The sequence below is a fragment of the Bradyrhizobium sp. TM233 genome (assembly GCF_036247965.1).
Lineage (GTDB): Bacteria > Pseudomonadota > Alphaproteobacteria > Rhizobiales > Xanthobacteraceae > Bradyrhizobium > Bradyrhizobium ottawaense.
Genome location: NZ_BTIG01000009.1, coordinates 156,990 through 173,696, shown reverse-complemented (window position 1 = coordinate 173,696; position 16,707 = coordinate 156,990). Strand labels below are relative to the sequence as shown.

General features: G+C 65.9%; 12 protein-coding genes. 4 read left to right on the top strand and 8 right to left on the bottom strand.

Annotated features, from left to right (window positions below):
• Positions 1 to 38: 38 nt before the first annotated feature.
• Positions 39 to 377, bottom strand: a complete 339-nt coding sequence (locus tag AABA86_RS21580) for a hypothetical protein (RefSeq protein ID WP_338308363.1) — start codon at positions 375 to 377, stop codon at positions 39 to 41.
• Between the two features lie 50 nt (positions 378 to 427).
• The gene (locus AABA86_RS21575; RefSeq protein WP_212251047.1) at positions 428 to 2,017 is read right to left on the bottom strand and encodes a gamma-glutamyltransferase family protein; all 1,590 of its coding nucleotides are present in this window, start codon (positions 2,015 to 2,017) and stop codon (positions 428 to 430) included.
• A gap of 121 nt (positions 2,018 to 2,138) precedes the next feature.
• On the opposite strand from AABA86_RS21575, the gene AABA86_RS21570 reads away from it, so the two are divergent.
• Positions 2,139 to 2,912, top strand: coding sequence for an enoyl-CoA hydratase-related protein (locus AABA86_RS21570; protein WP_338308360.1), 774 nt, complete (start codon positions 2,139 to 2,141; stop codon positions 2,910 to 2,912).
• A gap of 79 nt (positions 2,913 to 2,991) precedes the next feature.
• Here the strand turns inward: AABA86_RS21570 and AABA86_RS21565 are convergent, their stop codons facing one another.
• Positions 2,992 to 3,168, bottom strand: coding sequence for a hypothetical protein (locus AABA86_RS21565; protein ID WP_212251051.1), 177 nt, complete (start codon positions 3,166 to 3,168; stop codon positions 2,992 to 2,994).
• 9 nt (positions 3,169 to 3,177) lie between these two features.
• On the bottom strand, positions 3,178 to 3,411 hold the full coding sequence (locus tag AABA86_RS21560; RefSeq protein WP_212251053.1) for a DUF6894 family protein: 234 nt from the start codon (positions 3,409 to 3,411) through the stop codon (positions 3,178 to 3,180).
• 261 nt (positions 3,412 to 3,672) lie between these two features.
• Between AABA86_RS21560 and AABA86_RS21555 the strand changes: the two genes are divergently transcribed.
• From AABA86_RS21555 to AABA86_RS21545, 3 genes are all read left to right on the top strand, one after another.
• Positions 3,673 to 5,691, top strand: coding sequence for a PQQ-dependent sugar dehydrogenase (locus tag AABA86_RS21555; protein WP_445083477.1), 2,019 nt, complete (start codon positions 3,673 to 3,675; stop codon positions 5,689 to 5,691).
• A complete protein-coding gene (locus AABA86_RS21550; RefSeq protein WP_338308356.1) occupies positions 5,648 to 6,589 on the top strand; it encodes an SMP-30/gluconolactonase/LRE family protein in 942 nt (313 codons plus the stop codon). The genes AABA86_RS21555 and AABA86_RS21550 overlap by 44 nt, the downstream gene beginning before the upstream one ends.
• A 285-nt stretch (positions 6,590 to 6,874) precedes the next feature.
• The gene (locus AABA86_RS21545) at positions 6,875 to 7,900 is read left to right on the top strand and encodes a histone deacetylase family protein (protein WP_338308354.1); all 1,026 of its coding nucleotides are present in this window, start codon (positions 6,875 to 6,877) and stop codon (positions 7,898 to 7,900) included.
• A 48-nt stretch (positions 7,901 to 7,948) separates the two neighbouring features.
• Here the strand turns inward: AABA86_RS21545 and AABA86_RS21540 are convergent, their stop codons facing one another.
• From AABA86_RS21540 to AABA86_RS21525, 4 genes are all read right to left on the bottom strand, one after another.
• Positions 7,949 to 8,929 carry an LLM class flavin-dependent oxidoreductase gene (locus AABA86_RS21540; RefSeq protein ID WP_338308352.1) on the bottom strand — a complete coding sequence of 327 codons (981 nt, stop codon included), beginning with the start codon at positions 8,927 to 8,929 and terminating at the stop codon, positions 7,949 to 7,951.
• On the bottom strand, positions 8,926 to 9,657 hold the full coding sequence (locus AABA86_RS21535; RefSeq protein WP_338308349.1) for a 4'-phosphopantetheinyl transferase family protein: 732 nt from the start codon (positions 9,655 to 9,657) through the stop codon (positions 8,926 to 8,928). The genes AABA86_RS21540 and AABA86_RS21535 overlap by 4 nt, the downstream gene beginning before the upstream one ends.
• A 233-nt stretch (positions 9,658 to 9,890) precedes the next feature.
• Positions 9,891 to 10,061, bottom strand: coding sequence for a hypothetical protein (locus AABA86_RS21530; protein ID WP_183237104.1), 171 nt, complete (start codon positions 10,059 to 10,061; stop codon positions 9,891 to 9,893).
• A 139-nt stretch (positions 10,062 to 10,200) separates the two neighbouring features.
• The gene (locus AABA86_RS21525) at positions 10,201 to 16,653 is read right to left on the bottom strand and encodes an amino acid adenylation domain-containing protein (protein WP_338308347.1); all 6,453 of its coding nucleotides are present in this window, start codon (positions 16,651 to 16,653) and stop codon (positions 10,201 to 10,203) included.
• Positions 16,654 to 16,707 lie beyond the last annotated feature (54 nt).

Below are 16,707 nucleotides of genomic sequence, written 5' to 3'. Positions count from 1 at the left end.
CAGGAGCGACGCCTTGCATCATTGGCAGATATCCGACTTCAGCAGCGGCCTTGTTTCCACAGACCGGGCGGGCACCCGTGACCGCGCCAGCCGACCTTGCGTCCGCGCGACCATCCGGGCGGTGAGCCATGGTGATGATGGCCCATCGAATGGCCATGACCATGACCATGCCCATGTCCGCCTCCATGCCCGCCCTTGGCCAGGGCAGGACTGGTGAATGTGAGGCCGGCTGCAAGGATCAGCGACGCGGCGAGCGCAAGTTTCTTCATCATGTCCTCCACTGGGGCGAGCGCACTTGTCCGTTCAATGAACGAACGGTGGGTGGGTAAGTTCCCTGCGAATGTGGAGGCGTCATGACGCTCGCGCAGATACGTCATCGTGCGAGAGTTCAACGCGCGATGGAATAATCTCCAATCGATCCTTGCACTCAGCCTTCGGCCACGGCGTCAGCCCAGGGCTGGAAGATCTCGACCGCGCCGGAATTCGTGTCGCCCTCGCGCATCACCACGCTCGGGCAGGCGAATTTTTGCGGCAAGGTCTGCACGCGGGTCTCTTCATAGTCGAAGCGCGCGGCCAGCGTTTTGCGCACGTCCTCCGGCAAACGAGCATCGCCGATCACCACCGCGCCCTCGCTGGCATCGATGCGCGGCTGGTGGATGGCGGCATCGAGGTCCATGCCGAAATCCATCGCGAAGGAGACGAGCTGCATCACCGACGGCAGGATGCGGCGGCCGCCGGAGGCGCCGACCGCGAGCCGCTTGCCGTCCTGGGTCTCGGCGATCACGGGCGTATAGTTGCAGAGGCAGCGCTTGCCGGGCGCGAGCGAATTGGTGGTCCCCGGCGTCGGATCGAACCACATGATGCCGTTGTTCATGGCGATGCCGGTGTGCGGCGTCACATATCTCGAGCCAAAGGACGAGAGCAGCGTCTGCGTCACCGCGGCGATGTTGCCGTGTCGGTCGACCACGGAGAAATGCGTGGTGCAGGCGGGCGCCAGATATTCGGCACCGAGCGAGCGTTTGCCGTCGGCATCGCCCATGTCCTTGAGCCGCTCGCGGAAGGCCGCCTGCAGAGCGAGTGCATATTCGACGTAGGCGGCCGCGTCCGGCGCGCTTCCCGGCGTCAGGCTCTGCTGCAACAGGCGCAGCGCGTGCGCCATGGTGGGCCCGGCCGTGAGCTCAGGCGTCGCATACACCTTGCCGCCGCGATACGGGATCGCCAGCGGCTCGCGCAGATGCGCGCGGAAGGCGGCGAGGTCCTCGACCGACAGCGAACCGCCATCGGCCTTGATGTCGGAGGCGATGCTTCTGGCGAGATCGCCCTGGTAGAAATCGCGCGGTCCGGCCTCGGCGAGATGCGACAACGTCGCCTTCAGCGTGTCCTGCGGCAGTCGCGTCTTGGCCTTGATGCCCCATGGCGCGCTCGGTGGCAGCCCATCCTTCAGGAACGCGGCCGCGCTGGCGGGATAGCGTCTGAGATCGGCGGCGGAGCCCGAGATCGTCACCGTGGTCCACCAATCGACCAGCAGGCCTTCGCCGGCGAGCCTGGCTGCCGGCGCGACCAGATCCTTCCACGGCATCTTGGCGTAGCGGCGATGCGCCTCTTCCATCCCGGCGACGACGCCGGGCACGGCGATCGAACCGGGGCCGTGGATGTTGCGATCGTCCTTCACCCGCGGCCAGGGGAAGAGATCGGAAGCGGCGCCTTCGCCACTGAGCGGATAGTCGGCAGTGCGCAGGCTCTGCGGCGCAGACATGCCGTAGTCGATCACCTCAAAGCGATTTTCCTTGGCGCGGTAGAGGACCATCGCACCGCCGCCGCCGATGCCGCTATTCCAGGGCTCCAGCACATTCAGCGCCATGGTCGTCGCCACGATCGCATCCACGCAGTCGCCGCCCGCCGCCAGCACCTGCGCGCCCACTTCGGCCGCCCGCCGCGACTGCGAGGCGACGATGCCGCCCTTGGATGTGACGGCGGGTTTGCGGACGGTTTGGTTGAGGCTGAACTGATGAGGCATGACGTCGTCTTGATCTCTGTTGTTTTGGCGCCGGCTGTGCTGGCGCGGCAGCTCGGCATTGGCGGGACGTGCGAAGGATGGCACATTGCCGCCAACGAGAAAATCCAAAGGGAGACGCGACATGGCTGGTGTGAAACAGGTGCGGGATGGCGCGGTCGGAATCCTGACGCTGGACGAGCCGGCAAGCCTGAACGCGATGACGCCGGACCTGCTCGGCGCGCTCGCCGCCGCCATCGGCGAGATGACCCAGGACGAGGGTATTCGAGCCCTGATCCTCACTGGCGCGGGGCGCGGTTTTTGCTCAGGACAGAATTTGAAGGCGTCGGAAGCGCTGGGTGAGGATATCGCTGCCGGCGTCATGCGCCTCTACTGGCCCGCCTTCAAGGCGCTGCGCGAATGCCGCGTGCCCGTCGTGGTCGCCGTCAACGGCGTCGCGGCCGGCGGCGGCTTCAGCCTGGCGATGGCCGGCGACATGATCGTGGCAGCGCGGTCGGCGAGCTTCATCCAGGTGTTCAGCCGCATTGCGCTGGTGCCGGATCTCGGCTCGACCTGGCTGCTGCCACGGCTGATCGGCCGGCAGCGTGCGCTCGAGCTGATGCTGCTGAACGAGCCGCTGACGGCCGAACGCGCGGAGGAGATCGGCCTGGTGCGGCAGGTCGTCGACGATACGAAGCTGATGGACGAGGCGCTTGCCCTGGCGAGGCGGCTGGCGGAGGGCCCGACGCGCGCTTTGGTGGCAACGCGCCTGCTGGTCGAGGAGAGCGAGCACGCCACTTACGAGGCGCAGTTCCGCCGCGAGATCGAGCTCCAGGCCGTGGTCCGCAAGACCGCGGACGCGATCGAGGGGCGCAATGCCTTTGTGGAGAAACGCAAGGCGAGGTTTGCCGGGAAGTGAGGTGGCGGCCAAAAACGTGGATGCCCGGGACGAGCCCGGGCATGACGATCGAGAGAGTGTTAGCAGGAAAGCGGTGCGCTCAGAGCGAGCGGTTCAGCCGGCTGGCTTGGTACTTGGCACGCCATTTGGGACCCGGCCCGCGCATGTAGTGCAACTCGGGGCGGTAGGGGTCGCCGGCGACCCTGACCAGCGTCTGCCATTTGGCGGCGACGAAGTTCATGGGCTGGCGGAGGAGGCTCAGTGAAGCGAGCAACATGACATCACCTCAATGCGGCTTGCCGAGCATGGCGGTGAAGGGAAGGTCGAACAGATCCTCGCCGTCGGAGCCGCTGACGTGGATCACCCAATCGCGCCAGTCTTCAGCGCCGGGCGTCTGGATCATCGAATTCATGATCTGGGAAGCACGATCGCGCGCCTCCGTGAGATTGGAGACGGCGGTGCCGTAGCGGTCGATCAGCGTGCCCTCGGTGTTGGAGCAGTGAAAATAGACCTGGACCATATGCGCCTCCTGGCGGAGCAACTTGGATGGCAAATCGATACCACCCGAAGCCTTCGCGAAACATTCGGGTCGAGCCCGGTAAGGGAATCTACGGATATTGGTCGGCTCAAAGGTCGTTACAGGTTTAATCACAGGCGAGTGATGTTCGACTGGACGGCGTTCGGACGGCGTGGAACACCTTTTTCGCGGGAAGTCGGGGGAGACGCCGTGAGCTACTTCACATCCAGGCGTGAACGCCGAAGCCTGGGCGCGTGTGCGGGGGTGTTGGCGGCCCTGCTTGGGATCGCCTCGGCGGCGTCATCGGAGCCGCTTCGCCGCAGCGGCTATGCGGTCGGCGCGGAAACCTGCGGCAATGGCGATCTCGCTTTTCCCAGGATCCAGATCGACATGAAGGCCGGATTTTGCGCCGGGCTCGTCGCCAGCGAAGAGGATCGCCTCAAGTTTCCGCGTGCGATCGTGCAGGTGCCGGGCCGCGAGCTGTTCGTGGTCGCCGACATGGGTGGCTGGGGCCACACCGACGGACGGCTGCTGCTGCTCGATCCGCGCGCGGCCCAGGGCGGGCGGTTCAGGGAGCTTCTGGCGGGAATCGAATATCCGTTCGGTCTGGCGATCGGTCCGGACAGGAAGCTCTACGCCTCGACCGCCGAGACCGTCTTCCGGTTCGATCCGCTCGCCGACAATCCAGGCGGCACGGTCGAGACCATCATCCGTCATATGCCGGGCCGCCGGATCACGCTGCCCGACGGCACACGGCTCGAGGAGAGCGCGCATCCGCTCAAGCAATTCGTCTTCGACAGGAAAGGGCGGCTATTCGTCAATGTCGGCTCGCACAGCGACGACTGCATCACGCCGGCGCCGATCACAAAGCTTTGCGCGGCGGCCGAGGGCGCTTCCGCGATGGCCGCGATCTGGCTGTTCACGCCGCCTGCGGATGGCGTCTTCCCGGCGCTGAAGCCTGGCGATGCCGATCCGCCGCACACCGTCTATGCGCGGGGCTTGCGCAACTCGATGGCGCTGGCGCTGCATCCGAATTTTCCCGATGCCGGCTACGCCTTCCTGCAGGGCGAGAACGGGCGCGACTTGCCGGATATTTTCAAACCGAACGAGGAGATCAACGCGATCGAGCAGGGCAGGCATTATGGCTGGCCCTATTGCTACGATTTGTCGACACCGAGCTCGGAATTCAGGAACGTGCTGCAAGGCGGGATCTACAAGTCCCTCTGCACGGCCAACGCCCTCTACAAGCCGCCGCTCTCGCTGATGCCGCCGCACGGCGCGCCGCTCGCGATGCTCTATTATCACGGCAGCAGATTTCCGGAGCTGGAGGGCAGGCTGCTGGTCGGCCTCCACGGTTATCGTCCGACCGGAAGCCGCGTCCTCGTCTACGACGTCGACGATCGCGGCTTCCCCAAGCCTTCCCCCGCGCCGGTGCGTTACCGCGTCAGCTGCGCGGCCGATCCGGTGCGCAGCTTTCAGACCGACGCCGGCGAGGTCGCCGCCGCGCCGTTCGACGAACTGATCGCAGGCTGGCACCGCGTCAACGGCGCGCGGCCGCAAGGGGCACCGGTCGGCATGACGGTCGCGGAAGATGGCGCGATCTGGCTGGTCGAGGACAAGAACCAGACCGTGATCCGCATCGACCGTGCCGCGGGTGATTCGCCGCCACCGCTGCCGTGCGACATGCGCAGCCAGGCGATGATCGACCAGCTCGCGGCCTTCGTCGCCAGGGACGCGCACAACAGCGCCCGGCTGACCACGCTGCGCAAGGGCCTTGTCGAGACGCATTGCGCCGGCTGCCATTCCGATTTCGGTTTGAAGGGCGGCCAATCGGAGACGGAGAAGGACGTGGCGGTGCTCCGCTTCATGCTTTCGCAGGACGGCTGGATCTATCCCGGCGATCCCGACGCCGGCAAGCTGCGCACGCGGCTGCGCGGTCTCGGCGCGGAGAAGCTGATGCCGCCGGGCGGCGAGAGCCTGTCGAAGACCGAGCCCGGCTACAAACGCCTGCTGGACACGGCGGATCTGCTCGTCGCGACAATGGTCCCGGGCACGCGGATGCGGATCAAGCCGGGTCCGCCGCAGCGCAAGTTCTTTGGCAAAACCAGCAAGGAATGCGGCGAAATACCGGCTGCGAAGGTCGTTGTCGTGACACAAAGGAGCGCTGTAGACAAACCCGGCTTCAGCCGATTCTTCCGGCCGGCCGATCCCTATCTGAATGGCGAGTGCACCGACGGCGATGGCTATTACATCCGGCAGGAATTTCTGGTGCCTGTGCAGTAGCGTCCTCATCGTCATCGCGACTGCGTCCGCACATGCGGAAACGAAGCTGTTCGAGAGCGCGCAGGTGACGCCTCCCGGCGAATATACCTTCGGCATCGAAGGCCCCGCGGCTGACCTCGACGGCAATTTGTTCGTGGTCAATCTCGGCAAGCCCGGCACCATCGGCCGGCTGCCCGCCGGCGGGACGGCGTCGGAGCCGTTCACGGCGCTGCCCGATGGCAGTGTCGGCAACGCCATCCGCTTCGACCGCAGCGGCACCATGTTCATCGCCGACTACAAGAAGCACAACATCTTCGCGATTGCGAAGGGGACGACCGAGCCGTCCCTCTGGTTTCACTCCGACGAGATGAACCAGCCCAACGACATCACGATCGCCCGCGAGGGCACGATCTATGCGAGCGATCCGAACTGGAAGGGCCGGGAAGGCCATATCTGGCGGATCGCGAAAGCCGCCGACGGCACGGTGCAGGGACAGATCATGTCGGCGCCGCGCGCGATGGGCACCACCAACGGCATCGATCTCAGCCCCGACGGCAAGACGCTCTATGTCGGCGAATCCAGCAGCGGCCAGATCTGGTCCTATGCGATCAACGGCAACGAGCTGACGGCTGCAAAACTCGTCAAGGCGTTTCAGCCCGACACCGTCGACGGGCTGCGCACCGACGTTGCCGGCCGCCTCTACGTCGCGCGCATCCTCAAGGGCACGATCGCGCTGATGAAGCCGAACGGCGCGGTCGAGCGGGAGATCGCGCTGAAGGCCAAGGAGCCGACCAATCTCGCCTTCGGCGGCAGCGACGGCAAGACCGTCTTCGTCACCCAGCGTCAGGGCGGCTTCATCGAGTCCTTCCGCACCGATCAGCCGGGCCGCGAGCACTGCCTCCAGCGCGGGCGCTGCTGAGCCCGATGGCTTTAGGGTGACGGGTTGCCGCGGGTGGTTCACCTCTCCCGCTTGCGGGAGAGGTCGGCGCGAAGCGCCGGGTGAGGGCTTTCTCCTCTTGGGGATTGTCCCATTGCGGAAACACCCTCTCCCCAACCCTCTCCCGCAAGCGGGAGAGGGAGTGCACCTCGCTCGTTGCGACGATCAAGCCTCCCGCGACTGGCGCGGCATTCTTCTTGCTTGCATCTGGCGGCCGCAGCGATCAAGACAGCTGTGGCATCTTCAAAGCAAGCACGGAGTGTTTGAGTGAAAGCCGTCCATACCGAACTGCACCGCAGTCACGATCCGCAATTCTTCCTGGTCCGCGGTGTCGTCAAACGCACCACCGAGCAGCCGGAGCGCGCCGACCGCCTGCTCAAGGGACTGAAGGACGGCAAGCACCAGCTGGTCGAGCCGACGACATTCGGGCAGGGGCCCCGCGCGCGCATTCACAGTCCGGAATATCTGTCGTTCCTGAGCGAAGCCTGGGACGCCTGGACCGCGCTCGGCGATTCCGGCCCGGAGATGATCGGCAACATCCATCCGGTGCGGCATGCTGCGACCTATCCGACCCACATCGTCGGCAAGCTCGGCTGGCACACCGCCGACACCGCGGCGCCGATCGGTCCGGGCACTTGGGCGGCGGCCTGTGCCGCAACCGACGTTGCGGTCACCGCCGCGCAGATGGTGATGGACGGTGAGGATGCGACCTATGCGCTCTGCCGTCCGCCCGGTCATCACGCCTATCGCGACATGGCCGGCGGCTTCTGCTTTCTCAACAACAGCGCGATCGCCGCCGCGCATCTGCGGCAGAAGCACGAGCGCGTCGTGATCCTCGACGTCGACGTCCATCACGGCAACGGCACCCAAGGCATCTTCTACGCCCGGCCCGACGTCTATACGGTCTCGATCCACGCCGATCCCGTCGCCTATTATCCCTATGTGTGGGGCTATGCCCACGAGCGCGGCGAGGGACCCGGCCTCGGCACCAATCTCAACATCCCGCTGGCGATCGGCACCGGCGATGACGGCTACATCCAGGCGATGGACGTCGCGCGCAAGGCGATAGAGTCCTTTGCGCCGGGCGCGCTCGTGATCGCGCTCGGCCTCGATGCCTCCGAGCACGATCCGCTCAAGGGATTGGCCGTCACCACGCCCGGCTTCCGCCGCATCGGCCAGGCCATCGCGAGGATGGGCCTGCCGACCGTGTTCGTGCAGGAGGGCGGCTATCTCTCGGATATTCTGGGCGCGAACCTGACCTCGGTGCTGGCGGGATTTGAAGAGGCGCGGTGATATCTTCGCCTCTCCCCGTAAGAACGGGGAGAAGGAGAGGAGGCACCCTCAAAACATCCCGCTCGCCGCGAGCGCCTTGCAGACGTGCTGCATCTCGGTCTCGTCGGCGACCATGTCGAGCATGACAGTGGTCAGGCCCTTGGCCGCAAAGTCCTTCAGCTTCGCGCCGATCTCCTGGTAGCTGCCGACGAGATAGGGACAGTCGGCCTGGAAGGTCAGGAACGGCAGTAGCCAATAGCCATTGTCCCCAAGCTCGCCGCTCTGGCCGGCATAGAGGTGCCGCTTCCACACGGAATCGGTGTTCTCCATGGTGAGCACGAGAAGCTCGCGATCGTCAGGGTTGTCGCGGAAACGCATCTTTGCAGCCTGCCGCGCCTCCTCGCGCCCCTCGCGCGCGAAAATGCCGAAATTCATGCCGGGCGCGTTAAGGCCGCGATCGAGATCCTGCGGCAGCATCTGCATCTTGATGCAGCCGGTCTCATTCGCCACGCGCTGGGCCGCCTCGGATTGCCCCGCGATCAGGAATTCGGGCATCAGCTCCGCCGGCAGGCGCGGGCGAAGCTGCAGATGGTGCGCACGGTAGAATCGGCCCTCGAAATTCACCGGCCGCGGGCTCGACAGCAACTGCCGCATCAGCCCCACGAATTCGCCGAGCCTGATATAGCGGTCGGCATGCGACTGGTCGTCGCCGAGCCCCTGCAAGTCGCTGACCGCCGTCCCCGTGATCATGTTGAGATAGATCTTGCGGCCGTGAAGCTGCGCCAGGGACGAGACGAATTTCGCCGCAGTGAACGGGTGCATGTAGACCGGATTGACGGCGATCAGCGGCGAAGATTGCGTCGTCGCACCCATGATGTGCTGGGCCATGGCCCAGGGCTCGACGAACACGTCGTTGCCTTCGAACAGCAAAATGCCTTCGAAGCCGTTGCGGTCGGCGAACTCAGCCACCCGCATCAGCTCGCCGACATATTTCTGGGGATCGCGGTTGCGCGAAATCGCGGGAAAGACGCGCAGCCGCGGCGGCGTCATTCAGCCGCTTCCTGGAGCGGCCAGGCATTGCGGCTGATGGGAAGGCCACCGTCCGCACGGGAGCCGTCGGCAATCGCGAGGCGATGCGAGGGCGAGGGCGAGCACAGCGAGAAGCGCCAGCCGTCCGGATCGTCGGCGATATCGGGCTTGAAGCTGATCTCGATGGCCTCGCGCGAGACCTGCATCGCGAAGGCGTCGAGCGGCAAATTGAGCCCAAAGCCCCTGGCCTTCAGATAGGCTTCCTTGAGCGTCCAATAGTCGAAGAAGCGCTCGGTCGCCGCGGGCTCCGGCAGTCCGCGCAGCGTTTCGACCTCCTCCGGCGCAAAGAAGCGAAGCGCGGTGGACAGCGGCGCCACCCGCCGCGACACGGTTTCGACGTCGACGCCGACGGACTCATGCTTCGACACGACGCAGGCGACGCAGCCGTCGGCATGAGACAGGCTGAAATGCAGCGCGCTCGAGGTCGCGGGCGCTGCGACAAACGGCCGCCCATAGCGGCCGGCTGTAAAGGACCAGTCGGACGGCGCGACGTTGGAGGCGATCTGCGACAGCGCCAGGCGCAGCATCGCATGCGCGAAAATATATTGCCGTCGGTGCCGCTCGAACATGAAGCGATCGGCCCGGACGCGTTCGTCGACCGAGAGCAGCCGTCGGCACGCCTCGACCGCGCCCGGCGCGTCGATGGACTCGATCAGTCCGACAAAGAGTTCAATTCTGTCGTCCGCCATCAATTGGGCCTTTTGCGTCAGGCAGAGGGCAGCCCCCCGGTCCCGACGGAAGAAACAACTGAGCAAGAATCAATCAAGCGGACCGTTTCTAGCGGTCCACCCGGGCGAATTCTTGTCGATTTGCAGGCCGGTTTACAGGCGCAAGCTTGTGCGAGACCCCAACTCGACACGCGAGCGGCCCATCCCCGAAAAATGAAGCCTGAAGATTCGTTCGGCGTCCCGGCCGACGAATCTTACTTCTTCTTCTTCTTGGCTTTCTTCGACCCGCCAAGCACCGAAAGGCTGGCGTCGACGTCCTTCAGCGCGGACTGGAGCTTCTTCTTCTCGGCACCGAGCAGCTTCTGGAGGGCCTTGCGGTCCTTGTCGCTCAACGAGGTACCCTTGGTAAATTTGATGAAACCCATAACACTCCCCCGGTTGAAAATAATCGTCCAAATCAAAACGCCGGAATAATCTTGCGCGATGGCGCCAAATAATCAAGATGCAACTTGGTCATTCACAGCTTTGGCGAGTGAACCCGTATTCGTCCGTGACGTCATCCGCTCAAGCCGCGTTGCGCCCGAGTAATCCGTCGAGCGGCGTGTTGGGCTGGGCAACGGCGGCCCCCAGCAACGCAACGAGATCCTCCATCCACGCGCCGACCGTGCGGCCGTCGAGCAGCTCGTGCTTGTAATTGCATGAGCCGGTGATGCCGGTCGGGCGCTCCTTGAGCATCAGCGACAGCCAGGTCTGGTCGATCGGGAGCACCGGCTGGCCTTCGCGTGCGATGTTGCCGATCGATCCTGTCGTGAGGTCCGGCAGATCGAGCGGCTGGCGCAGCGGATTTTGCAGGGTGAAATAGACCTGGAGCAGCGAGGCCGGATTGATCCCCTCCCGCTCCAGATGGTCGGCCAGGATGTTGAAGGGCAGCTCTTGCCGCGCATGCGCGTCGAGCACGCTCTGGCGTACCCGCGCCAGGGCTTGCGCGAACGACAGCTCCGGCGTGATTTGGGTGCGGACGATCACCGTGTTCTCGAACGGGCCGATGATTCGGTCGGTGTCCGGCTGGGTGCGATTGGCCATGGCGGTGGCGACCGCGATGTCGGTACGGCCTGTCCGGGCCAGCAGCAGGGCCTTCAGACCGGTGAGCAGGCACATGAACAGCGTGCAATTGTGCCGGCCGGCGAACGTCGTGAGCCGGCTGATCAGCTCACGCTCGAGGCTGACCGGATGATGCGCGGTGGATGCGCCCGGGCTTGATTCGCCATCGAAGACAGGGGCCGCGCCGCGCAAATTCTCCGTCCAGTCCGCCGCTTGCCGGCGGGCGGCGTCCGTGCCGCACCACCAGCGCTGCCAGCGTGCGACGTCCGAAAAGGCCGGGGGCAGCTTCGGCAGCGGCGCCGACGGATATCCGGCCAGCGCCGCATAGCGGCTCGACAATTCCTCGAACAGCACGCCGATCGACCAGCCATCGACAATGGCGTGATGCAGCGTCAGCAGCAGCACATGATCGTCGCCGTGGAGCCGCAACAGCCGGGCGCGGAGCAGCGGCGCGCGCGAGGTGTCGATCGGCGTAGAGGTCTCCTGTTGGATCAGAAGATCGATCTTCCGGAGCTCCAAGGCCTTGCGCCGCTTGTTGGTGTGGGCGTCACCGCCGCCGATCGTCTCGATGGTCAGGATACCGCCGAGTGTGCCAGGTGCGGCGATGCGGCTGACGGGCTCCTCGCCGTTCCAGCCGAACGCGGTCCGCAGCGATTCGTGCCGGCGTACGACATCGTCGATTGCCTGGGCGAGGGCGGCCGCATCGAGCGAGCCCTGGAGACTGAACGCGAAGGGCAGGTTGAACAGCGGCAACCCCGGGAGGTTCTGCTCGATCCGCAGCATCTGGTCCTGCGCGATCGAGAGCGTTGGCCCGCCGCCGTCGGTGAGGCCCGCTTCAGCCAGGCTTGTCACGCTTGCGGCAGGCTTGCGCGGCGTCGCCGCCATGGCCTGGTCGACCCGCCGGGCAAGCCCCTCGATCGTCGGTGCCTCGAAGATGGTCTTGATCGGCAGCGACACGCCGAGCGCCCGGGCGACGCGCGCCATCGCCTGGCCTGCCAGCAGCGAGTGGCCGCCGAGGTCGAAGAAATTGTCGGTGACGCCGAGGCTTTCCACCTTGAGCAGGTCGATCCAGATGTCGGACAGCACCTTTTCAGCAAAGCGCCGCGCCGGCACGGTCGCGTCCGGTCCAGGCGCCTCCTGCTGCGCCGGCGCCAGCAGTGCTGACCGGTCGATCTTGCCATGGGCATTGAGCGGCATGTGATCCAGGAACAGGAATGCGGACGGGATGGCGTGGCCCGGCAACCGGCTCTTCAGGAATTCGCGCAGCTCGCTGGCGCTGATCCGGCTGCCGGGCTTTGCGACGATATGGGCGATCAGCCTGACGTCGCCGCTCGCCTCGCGGCGCGGCTCGACGATGCCGGCCCGCACGCCCGGATGGTTGGCCAGCGCGTTCTCGATCTCTTTGAGCTCGATGCGGTAGCCGCGGACCTTGACCTGATGGTCGGCGCGGCCGAGGCATTCGATCGTCCCGTCGGCACGGCGGCGGGCAAGATCGCCGGTCCGATAAAGCCGACTGCCTGGCTGGCGCGCGAACGGATCGGGCAGGAAGCGCTGCCGGCTCTGCGCGGGATCGTTGACATAGAAGCGGCCGATTCCGGCGCCGCCGATGCAGAGCTCGCCGATCACGCCGACCGGCAGAGGCTCAAGGTTGGCGTCGAGCACGTAGAGCTGGGTGTTCGGCAGCGGCGCGCCGATCGGAACGTTGCCCGTCGCGTTCGCCGGTGCTTTGATCAGGCGGTGCAGGGAGACGTCGTCGGAACATTCCGAAGCGCCATAGGCGTTGATCAGCGGTACTTTCGGGCAGCGGGCGAACCAAACCCGGCAGAGCTCGACGGGCAGCGGCTCGCCGGTCGAGATCAGGAGGCGCAATCTCGCAAAGGCGCGCTGGATCGGCGCCTCGTTCATCCGTTCGACGATGACGCGCAAAAGCGATGGGACGATCTCGAGCACCGTGATGCCTTCGCGCTCGATCTCCCGCGCCAGCAGGATCGGGTCCTGCAAGACCGCGTTGTCGCAGACATGCACGCGCGCGCCGACCATCGGGCCCGTCAGGAACTGCCAGACCGAGATGACAAAGCTCTGCGGCGCGGACTGCGCGATGACGTCCCTGGCGGAGAGGCCGAGCTCGGAGATGAGCGAGGCCAGATGGTTCGACAGGCCGCGCTGCTCGATCATGACGCCCTTCGGTGTGCCGGAGGAGCCGGACGTATAGATGAGATAGGCGAGGCCTGCGGCTGCGCGCCGTACGGCGCGGGCCGGCTTGGTCGATCCCAAGGCGATCGCATCTTCGAGTTCGGCCACCGGGATGCGCTCGACCAGTGGTTCGAGCAGCGCGGCAACCATGGGTGACCGCGCGCGGCCGGTCAGCAGAATGCGGGCGCAGCTCGATCCGAGAATGGTCGCGAGCCGCGCCGGTGGAAGATCGGGATCGAGATTGAGGAAGGCCGCGCCCGCGCGCTGTACGCCGATCATCGCGGCGAGCAGGTCGGGGCCGCGATCCGCAAGCAAGGCCACCACGCTCTCGGCACCGACGCCTTCGCGCGCCAGCCAGCGCGCAACCGACTGGCTGCGGCGCGCCAGCTCGCGATAGGGCAGAGAGGTGTGTCCATCCGTCACCGCGATGGCGTTCGGCGTCGTCCTGGCCTGGCGGTCGAAGCGTTCGCTCACATTGCCGCGGATGGTGAAATTGGCCGGCGCGCCCCGGCCTGTCGCCAGCAATTGCCGGCGTTCGGCCTCGTTGAGGAGCGGCAGGCGCGAGATGCGCTGTTCCGGATTGGCGATGGCAGCCTTGAGCATTGTCTTGAACTGCGCGGCCATGCCGTCGATCGTCGCCGCGTCGAACAAATCGGTGGCGTATTCGAAGAAGCCGGTGAAGCGGCCGTCGGCCTCGACCAGCTCGAGCGTGATGTCGAAGCGCGCCACCTTCGGATCGATCTCCAGCCGCCGCGTCGAGAGGCCCGGGAAACGCGCCGCCTCGATCGAGGCGTTCTGGAGGATGAACATGATCCGGAACAGCGGATTGCCGTCGCTGCGGCGTGCGATCTGCAATGCGCGCAACACCTCCTCGATCGCAAGGTCCTGGTTGCGGTAGGCATCGAGCGTGACTTGGCGGACCCGCCGCAACATCTCGCTGAAGCTCGGGTCGCCGCCAAAATCGTTGCGCAGGATCAGGGTGTTGGCAAACAGCCCGATCAGGCGTTCGCTCTCGATCTGGTTGCGATTGGCGATCAGCGATCCCGTCGCGACGTCCTCATGCCCGGTGTGGCGGAACAGCAGGCACTGGAATATTGCGAGCAGCGTCATGAAAGGCGTGACGCCCTGGTTCTGGCTCAGCGCGCGCAGCTCGGCAGACAGCGACCTGGAGAATTCGAGATAGTGGCGGGCGCCGTGACCGCTCCAGACCTCGGGCCTCGGCCGGTCGGTCCGCAGCGGCAGCGTGGTGACACCGTCGAGTTGCGTCCGCCAGTAATCGAGCTGCTCCTTCGCCGCCGGTGTCCGCGACCAGCTCTGCTGCCAGAGCGCAAAATCGCGATATTGGAAAGCGGACGAAGGCAATGCCGCCGCGCTCTTCTCGTGTGCGGCGGCATAATGGGCGGCAAGCTCCTCCCAGAACAGGCGTTGCGACCAGCCGTCGGTGACGAGGTGATGAACGTTGACCACCAGTGCATGGCTCGTCTTGTCGAATGAAAGCAACGTGACTCTCAGCGGCGGCTCGCGCGCCAGGTCGAACGGATATTGCGCCAGCTTGAGCGCCTCGCGCCTGATCACTGCGGCCCGCTTGTCCGCAGGACACGGCTTGAGCTTGATCCGCTCGAACCGCGGCGGCGATTGCAGCACGAGCTGCGTCGGCTCGGCCTGCCGTTCGACGACGACCGAGCGCAGCGCCTCGTGGCGCGTGCTGATCGCGGCAAGGCTCGCCTGAAGCGCGACGACGTCGATCTGGCCCTTGAGCATTGCGACTTCGACGACGTTGTAATTGTAGCGCGTCGGGTCGAGTCGCGAGAGCACGTACATCCGCTGCTGCTGGAACGAGAGCGGCGCGTGTGCCTCCGTCGCCTGCTGCCAGGTCGGCAAGGCCGCCCCGCGCCGGGTTGCGGCGCTGTCGACCCGGGCTGCAAGCGCGGCGACCGTGGCACAATCAAAGATGTCCTCGAACGAGAAGTCGACGTTGAAGCGTTCGCGCAGGCGCGAGCGCATCTGCGTCACTGCGAGGGAGTCAGCGCCGAGCGCGAACACGTCCTGATCGATTCCGACCTGTGGCAGCTCCAACAGGCCGGCCCAGATCGCAGCGAGCTGGGTCTCCAGTGCGTTGCGCGGCAGCTGCGCCTCGTCGCCGTCGTCCGGCCTCGCGATCAGCCCGGCCAGCGCGTTGCGCTTGACCTTGCCGCTGCCGCCTTTCGGCAGGGCTGCCACGCTGCGGATCAGGCTCGGCACCTTGTAGGCTGCGAGCCTCTTTCGCGCGAACTGGCGCAACTGGTCCGAGGTCGCCTCGGCATCGGGCCGCAGCACCACGACGGCGGCGACGTTCTCGCCGAGCTTTGGGTGCGGCACCGCGAACACGCCCGCCTCCAGCACGGCCGGATGGCTGAGCAGGACCTCTTCCACTTCGAGCGGCGAGATCTTCTGCCCGCCGCGGTTGATGACGTCCTTGATGCGGCCGACGATGAAGAGATAGCCGTCAGCGTCGAGATAGCCGAGATCGCCGGTCCGGAACCAGCCGTTGCGGAATGCGGCCTGTGTCGCCGCCTCGTCGTTGTAGTAACCGCGGCTCATGTTCGGTCCGCGCAGCATGATCTCGCCGCGTTCGCCGCTCGCAAGCATCCGGCCGGTCTCGTCCATGATGGCGATCTCGGGGCCGGCGGCGCGGCCGACCGATCCGACCTTGCGCAGCTCGAACGGATTGGCCGCGATCTGCGAGGCCGCTTCGGTCATGCCGTAAGTCTCGAGCACGGGAACGCCGAACGTCGCCTCCAGCCCTTGGAGGATCGTCGGCGCGAGCGAGGCCGAGGCCGAGCGGATCAGGCGCAGCGACGACGATCGGGCACGGTCCGGGTCGGATTCCGCCGCCGTCAGCAGCGCGCGATGAATGGTTGGCACGGCGGTGTACCAGGTCGGTTGCAGCTCCCGCATCCAGCCGAAGAAGGACGCTGCATCGAAGCCGTCGGTGCAGATCACGCTGGAGCCGGCCGCGAGCGCCGTCAACAGGCCGGAAATCAAGCCATGGGCGTGAAACAGCGGCAGGACGTTGAGCAGGCGATCGTGGGAGGTGAGCGACAGCACGCGGCCGGCATTATAGGCGGACAGGCACACATTGCGATGTGTCAGCGGCACCATTTTCGGCCGCGCCGCCGTGCCCGACGTCAACAGGATGAACGCATCGTCGTCGCCGCGCGAGGCGCCGCCGGTCGCGGCCGGCCCGACCGTCGGACCGATGAATTTGCAGCCGCCCAGATTGTCTTGAGGCCCCGGCACGAAATCGATCACCGCGATATCGAGTGCCTTGGCGACGTCGCGGCTCGCCGAGTTCATGTCGGCCCGCGTCACCAGCGCGGTCAGCTTCAGTTCGCTGAAATAGCGTTGCAGCTCGTCCGCGGTCAGATCGGGATTGATGGGGACGCAGGCGCCGCTCGATGCGACCGCGATCAGCGCCAGCGCGCTGTCGGCGCCGCGCGGCAGCGCAACCGCAATCCGGTCGGCAGGGGTGATGCCGAGCCGGCGCAGCGTGCCGACAAGATTTTGCGTCACCTCGCCAAGCGCGCCGTAGTTGAGGACGGGACGACCTGGGGCGAGGAGGGCGGGCGCCGCCGGAATCTTGCGGGCGTAGAAATCGAGAAGGCCGCCGATATGGGCGAATGTGTTGGTTTCGGCTGCCGCGCCGCTTGATTCCTCCGGGGCTGGGAGTGTGACGTCCGACAATTCCGTTCCCTTTTGATCCGATTAAGCTATTCTTCCAAGAAGTCAGGGAACGCG